Genomic DNA, 8,652 nt, shown 5'->3' with positions numbered 1-8,652 from the left:
TGTCAAAACCGCCGTATTCCCAAACACCCCCAACCGGGCACGCTCAGCCTCATCAAGCACATCCACCGACGACAACGACCGCGAAGGATCAGCCGCCATCGCCACCAACAGCTCCTGCAACCGCCCGGCCAAATCCGAGACGTCGAAGTTCGAGAAGGGTTGTCCGACCCCGACCGTGCTCAGGTATTGCTGGTCCCCGAATCCGAGGAAGAACAGCCCGAAGTGGCCGACCGGACCGAACGTGGTGTAGGTCGCGGTCGCCGGTACGCCCGCGAGGCTGAGGGTCAGTCTGGCCGGGACGAAGTTGACGACCACTCGGTTGGACGCCTGCGGAGCACCACGGAAGCCGCCGTCGCCGCCAAGCATGTGCACTGGGAACCGCTGATGCCGCAACGCTTCTCGTGAGCGTGTATCGACTTGCTGAAGGAAGTCGGCGACCGTGGCCGTCGGCGGCGCATTCAGCACCAGCGGCACAACCCCGGCGAGCATTCCGGGATGCGTCTTCGACTCCGGATCCAGCCGGCGGCTGACGGGGAAATCGAGCACCACTTCGTCTGAATTGTCAGTGCGAAATCCGCGGACCAGGAGCGCGCAGGCGGCGGTGAGGATCGATGATCGGCGGATGCCCAACGCTTTGGACAGCTGTTTGATCGAGCCGACCACCGACGATTCCAATTGGACTGGCGCAGAGGGCGCATACGGGTCCCGCTCGCTGGCGGCTTGGGTCAACCGATACTCGGATTCGCTTGCCGACGGGAGGTGCTCAGCCCAATAGGCCTGATCCGAAACGTAATCGGCAGATGCAGCGTACTCCGACTCGCTGGTGACGAGGTCGCGCAAGGTGCCGAAGAAGGCGGGAGATATGGCCGCACCAGAGGCAAGCGCGGAATAGACAGCCGCGATTCGGCGGCCCAGTAGGGCTATGCCCAGCCCGTCGATGGCTATGTGGTGACAGCAGGTGAACCAGTAGTACTCAGCGGGCGCCGTTTGGAACAAGTAGAAGTTGATCATCGGACCGGTGAGCGGCATCGGAGTCCGTTGGATCGCCGACGCCCGCTCCCGGACCTCGCGCTCGGGATCGGACGCGTCGCTCAGGTCGTAGAAGGCCAGCTCGACATCCGGGTCGTCGATCGCCTTCTGAAAGACCTGGCCGTCTACCTCGAAGAAGCACGCCCTGAGGCTTTCGGCCTCGCCTACCACGTGACGCATGGCCTGCTCGAACAGAGCGCGGTCGACGGGGCCCTCGATCCGCACGAGCACGCCGAGCTGCCACGCCACATCGAAGTGACCCGTTTGCTGCGCGAGCCAGATATCCAGCTGCGCCCGCGTCAGCGGTAGTGCCCGGTCACCCAATTCCACTCAATCCCCCCGAAAGCCTTCCCGACTCCTTCATACCTAGACCGTCTATACATCACAAACCAGCAGCGGAGACCCTGTCTCGTATGCTCTTCGGACGAATGTCGGGCCAGTTCCGTTCGATGTAGTCGAGACAGACCGCGCGGTCGGCCTCCCCGTACACCACTCGCCAGCCGGCCGGGACGTCGGAGAAGACGGGCCAAAGGGAGTGTTGTTCCTCGTTATTGACCAATACGAAAAATTTGGCGCTGTCATCGTCGAACGGATTGAACTGCAACGGACGACCTCCTACATACGAGATGAAAAAATGCAGAAGCGCTGCGCGCACAGCACTAGAAACAGTGCAGCGCTTCAGGATTGGCCGTTAGTTTCGACCAGTATGGCGACCTGCCCACCGGCACGATGCCAGCGCCGATGAGCTTCGCGGAGATCCCCGTCGTGATGTGACCGTGATGGCTGCGGTTCTGGCCCCAGTTGTGTCCCCGACCCGAATCGCAATACCGTCCGCAGCGTCAACGGTAACCCGGGAACCGCACACGCCGCTCTGCGGGGGCTTCCGTCGGCGCACCAGCGAACCACTAACAGGCTGGCACTACGACTTTGGATGTCGCACTCCACGGCTCCGCATGTACCCGGCGGTAGGTGCGGTCAAACCTGTGAATCTCGTTCCTGCATAAGAGATTCGCAGCCCTGGATTTGTTCTCGTCACTCAGCAAAACAAACGTTTGTCCCGACACGCCATTCGCCCCTCTGGAGCCCAGGCGCCGCGCCGTGTCCGGCGCGCGATGGCCGCATCGCTGTCCGTTTGCCGACACCGCCATACAACATTGTTGAAACGACCCCATGCGCTTTGCGGCAAGCGCCCGTTCGCAGAACCCAAGGACATCGGCGCTTGCTGTCGTCCGGCCCGCGCCGCGACTACCGCTGGCGTCGAACGTTGCTGCGCCGAGCGGAGCATGCCAGGGACAGTGCATTCATCTTGCGGCTGACGCAGCTGCGGACCTGGGTGCCTGGCTATGCGTTGCCGCGGCGCCATCTCGCCGACGACTACGGCCGTGACCACCCCGACGGACCTCCACGCATGCGTTTACGCCGCGTTGGCGGGCGTTCATATTCACGGGAGGATGTTGTTCGAAGTTGTTGCAAAAAACCACAATTCGGGGCTCCGAGAGGACTCGGCCGTCTCCAAGGTGTGATTTGATGCACAGGGCCACAATTCCCTAGTGCCGGTGTTTAGACGCCCTCGGTCGCGGGTAGAGCTGCGCCAATGTGGGGGTCCGTGCTGGGGTTGGGAATTCTGGCGGCACTCAATCCCGTGCGTCTGGGCCTCGCACTCTTGATGATCTCCCGGCCGCGCCCCGGGCCGAATCTGCTTGCCTACTGGGTCGGCGGCCTCACCGTATGTGTGCCCGAGCTGCTCGCCCCGCTTATCCTGCTCAATTTCACGTCAACGTTCGGCTCCATCGGGCACGGTTCGGCCGGCCCTTCCGCGAGCTCGACGCTCCCACGGATCCAAATGGGGCTCGGCGTGCTCGGGTTGTCGATCGCCGCGCTGATGACCGTGCGCTTCTCGACGCGTCAGCGCGCGGAGGCGCGCGCATCGAGCGACGGGGCCTCGACACCCGCGCCGGCCTCGGATTCACCGATCGCCGTTCCACGATTCCTGAGCCGTGCACGGGATGTCTCGGCCGACGACAGTTCCGGAGTCCGGCGCCTGCTCCATCGCGCCCATCGCGCGTGGGAAAAAGGATCGCTGTGGGTCGCCTGGGTGATCGGTCTGGCATCGGTGCCCGTCGACGGGGTTCTCTTCATTCTCGCGATCATCGTGGCATCCAGGGCAGCGGTCACCACGCAGGTCAGCGCCTCGATCGCCTTCGTTCTGCTGATGTATTCCGTTGTCGAGATGATCCTGGTGGGCTATGTGGCGGCGCCGGCTCGAACCCAGGCCCTGCTGCGGCAGCTGCACGACTGGGTGCGCGCCTATCACCGGCAGATCCTGGTGACCGTCTTCGCGGTGGTCGGCGTCACGCAGCTGGCCCAGGGCATGCACATCCTCTGAGCTGTCTGGTTACCGCTGCATGACGCGGTTCGCCCCACCCAGGGCCGCCGGTTGCCACATATGAAAGCGTCAAGCTTCGCTCTCTCGGGAGCGACGGATTGGGTAATCGCGTGCAGCTGCTGACCGCCGGACGATACAAAGGCATCAGCGTCTCATTTCTCAGCGGCGTTGGGAGCGCTCATGATCACTTTGGACCGCTTGGTCAACGTGCTGGGTGGTTATGGGGTGCGGCTGGTTTGGTCTTCGGTGCCAAGGTCCACTGAGCTGCGCAGCGTGGTCATTCACGAGGACGACCGCGTCGTCGTCGGCGACGTTCTGCTGGCAATCGGTGCCCGCTCGGTCAACGAAGGAATCCGCTGGGCGAGCTCGGCGCATGCAGTCGTGATGTTGACACGCGAGCATGCCGAGCCGATGACATTCGACGAGGACGCCGGGGTCGGCGCGGTGATGCTGATCGACGAGACGCTCTCGTGGAGCGAGGTGGCCGCGGTCATCTACGGGCTGGTGCTGGAGGGCCGCGAAACCGCGGCCGGTCGGGGCCCGACCGATCTGTTCGCGCTGGCCGATAGCCTGGCGGACGCGATCGGCAGTGCCGTTGTCATCCACGATCGGCTGTTGCGCGTGCTCGCCTATTCACGGCTACAGGAACACGCCGACCCGGCGCGGGTCGAGACCATCCTGGGCCGACAGACCCCGGACCGACTGCGCGCGCTGTTCGATGCCCGCGGCGTGTTTGCACATCTGGCGAGCTCAGAGGAGCCGCTTTTTGTCGAGGGCGATGCGGACTACGGCCTGACCGGACGCATGGTCGTGGCGGTGCGCTCCGGCCGAGAACCGATGGGTTCGGTGTGGGTGGCCTGCTCAGAGCCGCTGGACGAGCCGGCGCGCGGCGCGCTGGCTGAGGGTGCGCACACCGTCGCCCTGCACCTGCTGCGGTCACAAGCGAGCGCGGATCTCGAACGTCAGGTCGAGACTGAGCTGGTGATCCGGCTGCTGGAAGGCAGCGCTGATTCCGTCACGGCGGCAAGCAAGCTCGGTCTGCCACAGACCGGTTTGCGGGTGATCGCGCTCCAGGCGTCCGTCGGCGCCGAACGCGATGCCGCCCTGCTGCTGGCGTTCGAGCGCGCCACCACCGGGTTCGGCTGGTCACGTCCGGGTCGGAGCGCCTTGGCAGGCAACACCATCTACACCGTGCTTCCTGCCGAGGATGCCTCGACGGCGCGCCGCTGGGTGACGGGCCTGAAAGCCGCCCTGCCCGAACAGGTGACTGTGTTGGCCGGCATCAGCGGGGCGGCCGAGGTGGCCGATCTCACCGCCGCGCGCCAGGAGGCCGACGAATGCCTGGCACTGCACGAGGCGTCGCCCGGACTATCTCTTCCCGCCTACGACGAATCGTGGGATGACATCCTGCTGCAGCGGTTACGCACATCGGCGCGAGCGGGCCGGTCTCCGACCCGTGGACCGGTGGCCGAATTGGGCCGCCACGACCGCGCCAACGGAACCGACTATCTCGCCACCCTCCGGGCGTGGCTAGAGGCCCAGGGCGACCCGGCGGAAGCCGGTGAGCGTCTTGGAGTACACGAAAACACCGTGCGTTACCGACTCCGCAAGATGGCCGAAATCACCAATCTCCCATTGGATGACGCCAGAAAGCGGCTGGCCATGATGATCGAACTCGCGGCCACCGACATCTATTGATCGAACGCTGTCGAAATCCGACAACGCGCCGCGGCGCCATTGTCGGACTTCGGCAAGTCTTGCGGTGCCCATCCGCGCCATCATCGAGGTAGAAAACACGGCCAGGTTTCGAGGATGGTGTCGCTGCCGCCTCCCTTGCGGATCCCTCAAACCCACGCCGATCCGTCGATAGGACACTCGATGACCACCCCGCGTCACGATCCTCAACCGCGGAGCGCCCATCCGCCGGACGATCACGCCGTGCTGGAGACGTTCACCGTGCCCTTGCCACGAAGGCTGTTCACTCGGCTGTTCGGTCGAAATCCACTGGTACGAGCAAGCGACCGCGTGGAGGCGATGCTCGTGGTGTTGGCCGTCGCGGTGTCATTGTTCACCGTGCCGGTCGCCGCCACCGTCGGCACCGCGGTCCATGAGTCCCGAAGCCGCGTCTACGCCGAGCAGATCCAGACTCGCCGCCCGGTGACCGCGACGGTCGTCGGGGACAGCCACCCCCGTACGGACCTCGAAAGCCCAACGGTCAGGGCGCCCGCCCGATGGCCTGTTGCCGGGGCCGAACGCACGGGAGACGTCGTCGCACCGCTCGGGGTCAAAATCGGCGACGAGCTCGAGATTTGGGTCGATGACGAGGGTTCGCCGGTGAGTCGACCGAAAATGTCTGCCCGCGACGAGGCGGTCGCGGTCGCCGTGGCGATCTGGTGCGTTGTCAGCCTCTCGGTAGCGGGTTTGTTCGCCGTCGCCCGCGATGCCCTTGACCGCGCCCGTTACGCAAGATGGCAACACGACTTCAACAGCCTTGTCGAGCAACGGTGAGCTAAGGGCGACACCACTCAGTCGGGCTTGTTCGGCTCGCCACGGCGCGGCATGTTGTCGGTGCGGAACAATAGCCCGCTTCAGCCTTGTCCGTTTCGGGCAAGCGCCCCGGCGCCCGCGCGGGCCACCATGGGAATTGGTGGTTCGGAATGTGGCTGCGGAGGTGCGCAATGGGAATCGTCGAGCGTTTCGGCGGTGGCTCCCGGCCGGTTCTGGTTGGCGGACAACGCATCCGGGGATCAGCACACGGTCCGCTGACTGACCCGGCATTGGCCGTTTCTGATTCGCTGCCGCCGCGGCACCGCAGGATGACTCCGAGATCCAACCCCGACGAAGGCTTGCCCCTCTAGGGCTCCGCGTCGTCAGGGACGGCTGCCACGCATCGGCCCGCACCTGACGACACCCCTACTTAGGAAAGGAAATAACGCGATGATTAGTTTCGCACCTGTCTACATCACAGCACAGCACTACCGCCGATTGCAGGACGAGCTAAGGACGTTGCGCTCCCTGCGCAGCATCGAAGTTCCCGACGACTCTATGGATTACGGCGGGAACCGCGGCGCACGCCCCGCGGAACGGCAAAAGCGCATCCGCGAGATCGAGGATCTGCTGGCTACCGCGGCCGTCCGCGACGATCCCGCGGGTGAGAGGGTCGCGGGGCCAGGCATGGTGCTGACCATTCGCTACGACGCGAGCGGTGAAACGGAGACGCTGCTACTCGGTCGGCAGGGCACCGAAGACGCCGAGTTCACGGTCTACTCGATGGCCTCGCCGCTGGGCCGGTGCATCGCCGGTGCTCGTCCGGGCGAACAACGCATCTACGCAATCCCCCATGACAGGGGGCGGCTCGTGACTTTGCTCAAGGCCGTGCCCTACCGGCCGCCCTCACCAAACCCTCAGGGCCGCAACGATGGCAGATGTCAAACGCCCGGGGCCGGCGTCATGGACCGGCGACCGTCGACCACCATTGCCGCCTGAGGAAGGGAGACCAAAACATGACCAGCGTGCAACCTACGTGGCTTTCACCGCAGGCCCACGTGCGGCTCCAGCAAGAACTGGCCACCCTGCGGGAGTTGTGTGACGCCAACGCCGTTGGTGACGCTACCGATGAATACTCCGCTGCCGTCCAGCGCGCACGGCGACTGCGGATTCAACGGATTCACGACCTGTTGGTCAACGCCGTCATCGGCGAGGATCCGCCCGACGACGGGATCGCCGAGCCCGGCATGGTTTTGACGGTCCGCTACGACGACACCGGTGACATCGAAACCTTCCTACTGGCCGCGCGCGGCGCCGAGTACGGCGACGTGGAGGTCTACTCGGTCAATTCCCCGCTGGGTTCTGCCATTGCCGGCGCGCGCCCCGGCGACCAGCGGACCTATCTGCTGCCCAGCGGTGCGGGCCTCACCGTCACCCTCCTGAGCGCGGTGCCGTACGGCATTCACCTCGCCGCCACCAACTGACGCGGGGACGCAACCTGCCATGCCTTGCGCTTTGAGCCCGAAGACGGTCGACCCGACATGCTGTTCGAGCTAATCGACCCGTTGGCGATGATGTTCGTTCTCTTGGCGGTGCTTTTTCTCATCATGGCCGTCGGCTACGGGCGAATGTGACCCGCCTTTGCCCTCGCCGCCAGCCGTCGGCTGACAGGATTCGAACCTGCGACCATGTGACCGCCAGTCGACTGCGCGCTGTGATTTGTCGGGTTATACCGCCGCACGAACGGGTAGTGGGATGTCAGTGGACAGTCAACGCCGGTTCGACGTGATCGCCCGCGAGATGGATCGAAGCTCGTCGGGTGGCTCGTTCCTGCTCCTGGATTGCGATCTGCGGATTCGGGCGGCAAGCGTCGCATATGAGCAAGTCACTTTGCGCGGACACGGCGAGCTGCCTGGTCAGCTCCTCTTCGAGGCGTTTCCCGACAATCCCAACGATCCACAAGCGAACGGCACGGCGAACCTCGCGGCGTCCTTGGAGACGGTGATGCGCACCCGGCACACGCATGACATGCGGATACAACGCTACGACGTCCCCGACCCTGACGCATCGGGCCATTTCGTGCCGAAGGTGTGGAGCCCGACGAACACTCCCCTGGTCGACCACGGCGAGTTGGTGGGCGTGGCGCACCGCGTCGAAGAGGTCTCGGAAAGCAAGCAGCTGCTCGCAGCGATGGTGCGCGCGGCCGATCAAGGTGGCGCCTGGACGCCGGCCGGAGTGCTTCACACGCTCGAGGCAATCAATGCGGTAGAAAGTGCCCGCCTCGATGAACGCCTGCAGGCCCTGCTCGCCGAGAACAAGCAACTGCGGCGGGCCATCGAAACCCGAGACACGATCGGCCAAGCCAAAGGCATGCTGATGGAGCGATTCGACATCGACGCGGCCGGCGCTTTCGAACTGCTGGTGAAGCTCTCGCAAAACACCAATGCCCGCCTCGAGCAGATCGCCCTCAAGCTGGTCGAGATAGACCATCCCCCGTTATCAAGCTGAGCATCTCCTCTCGACATCGGCGCAGCTGACGCATGTCCACATCGACCCGTCGTCCATCGCGCATCGATCTCGGCCGCACAGCCATCAGCGGAGCCCAGTCGCACCGACAGCAGCCGGAGTTGGTTGGACCTGTCAGTACGTGCTGTCGCGCGAACGATTCGCGGGCAAGGCCGTTCCGTCGTCACGGAGATGGCGTCACACCCCTGTCTCTTATACACATCTCACGCTGCCGACGATCGCAT

Annotated in this window: 8 protein-coding genes; 6 read left to right on the top strand and 2 right to left on the bottom strand. The window is 64.7% G+C overall.

All coding sequences use genetic code 11. The features are described 5' to 3' along the window. Nucleotides 1-1,359, bottom strand: a 1,359-nt coding sequence (locus A5781_RS09665; RefSeq protein WP_231990682.1) for a condensation domain-containing protein, incomplete at its 3' end; no start/stop codon positions are given. A 52-nt stretch (nucleotides 1,360-1,411) separates the two neighbouring features. Then, complete coding sequence (locus A5781_RS09660; RefSeq protein WP_067204149.1) at nucleotides 1,412-1,633, bottom strand: MbtH family protein; 222 nt, start codon at nucleotides 1,631-1,633, stop codon at nucleotides 1,412-1,414. A gap of 990 nt (nucleotides 1,634-2,623) precedes the next feature. On the opposite strand from A5781_RS09660, the gene A5781_RS09655 reads away from it, so the two are divergent. From A5781_RS09655 to A5781_RS09630, 6 genes are all read left to right on the top strand, one after another. Then, nucleotides 2,624-3,415 (top strand): GAP family protein, encoded by a 792-nt coding sequence (locus A5781_RS09655; protein WP_067204146.1) that lies wholly within the window; start codon nucleotides 2,624-2,626, stop codon nucleotides 3,413-3,415. A gap of 180 nt (nucleotides 3,416-3,595) precedes the next feature. Continuing rightward, nucleotides 3,596-5,113 (top strand): CdaR family transcriptional regulator, encoded by a 1,518-nt coding sequence (locus A5781_RS09650; RefSeq protein WP_067204144.1) that lies wholly within the window; start codon nucleotides 3,596-3,598, stop codon nucleotides 5,111-5,113. Between the two features lie 180 nt (nucleotides 5,114-5,293). Next, on the top strand, nucleotides 5,294-5,923 hold the full coding sequence (locus A5781_RS09645; RefSeq protein WP_067204142.1) for a hypothetical protein: 630 nt from the start codon (nucleotides 5,294-5,296) through the stop codon (nucleotides 5,921-5,923). Nucleotides 5,924-6,352: 429 nt separating this feature from the next. Further along, on the top strand, nucleotides 6,353-6,901 hold the full coding sequence (locus tag A5781_RS09640) for a GreA/GreB family elongation factor (RefSeq protein WP_067204139.1): 549 nt from the start codon (nucleotides 6,353-6,355) through the stop codon (nucleotides 6,899-6,901). Between the two features lie 17 nt (nucleotides 6,902-6,918). Then, nucleotides 6,919-7,386 carry a GreA/GreB family elongation factor gene (locus tag A5781_RS09635; protein WP_067204136.1) on the top strand — a complete coding sequence of 156 codons (468 nt, stop codon included), beginning with the start codon at nucleotides 6,919-6,921 and terminating at the stop codon, nucleotides 7,384-7,386. A 316-nt stretch (nucleotides 7,387-7,702) separates the two neighbouring features. Then, complete coding sequence (locus A5781_RS09630) at nucleotides 7,703-8,410, top strand: ANTAR domain-containing protein (RefSeq protein WP_369817706.1); 708 nt, start codon at nucleotides 7,703-7,705, stop codon at nucleotides 8,408-8,410. Nucleotides 8,411-8,652 lie beyond the last annotated feature (242 nt).

It is taken from the genome of Mycobacterium sp. 852002-30065_SCH5024008, from assembly GCF_001665645.1.
GTDB lineage: Bacteria > Actinomycetota > Actinomycetes > Mycobacteriales > Mycobacteriaceae > Mycobacterium > Mycobacterium paraffinicum.
This window is presented reverse-complemented; position numbering and strand designations above follow the sequence as displayed.